The sequence below is a fragment of the Bacillus sp. SIMBA_026 genome, assembly GCF_046535335.1.
Taxonomy (GTDB): domain Bacteria; phylum Bacillota; class Bacilli; order Bacillales; family Bacillaceae; genus Bacillus; species Bacillus velezensis.
Window position 1 is genome coordinate 1 of record NZ_JAWRWX010000454.1, and the last position, 239, is coordinate 239.

Sequence of the window (239 nt, forward strand, 5' to 3'; positions counted from 1 at the left end):
CCGATGGCCTGGCCGAGCGGCAGGCGGGGATTGCTCGATGCCCCTTCGATGACCACCTGCGTGTCCCAGCTCAACCGGAATCGGCGCAATACCCGATCGACGTTGCGTTTCGCGTTGCGGGGCAGAACGGCCAGGTAATCGCCGGCGCGATAGGTCATCGTTTCCGGCAGCTTCAGTTCGATGTGCTTCTTCGAGCGGCTTCCCGGCGCGCTAATATTTACCAGCTCTCGATTGTCGGT

Annotated in this window: 1 protein-coding gene; it reads right to left on the minus strand. The window is 61.9% G+C overall.

Annotated features, from left to right (window positions below; genetic code table 11):
* A partial coding sequence (locus tag SB847_RS22145; protein ID WP_410578904.1) for a ferredoxin reductase domain-containing protein occupies window positions 1–239 on the minus strand: 239 nt, incomplete at both ends.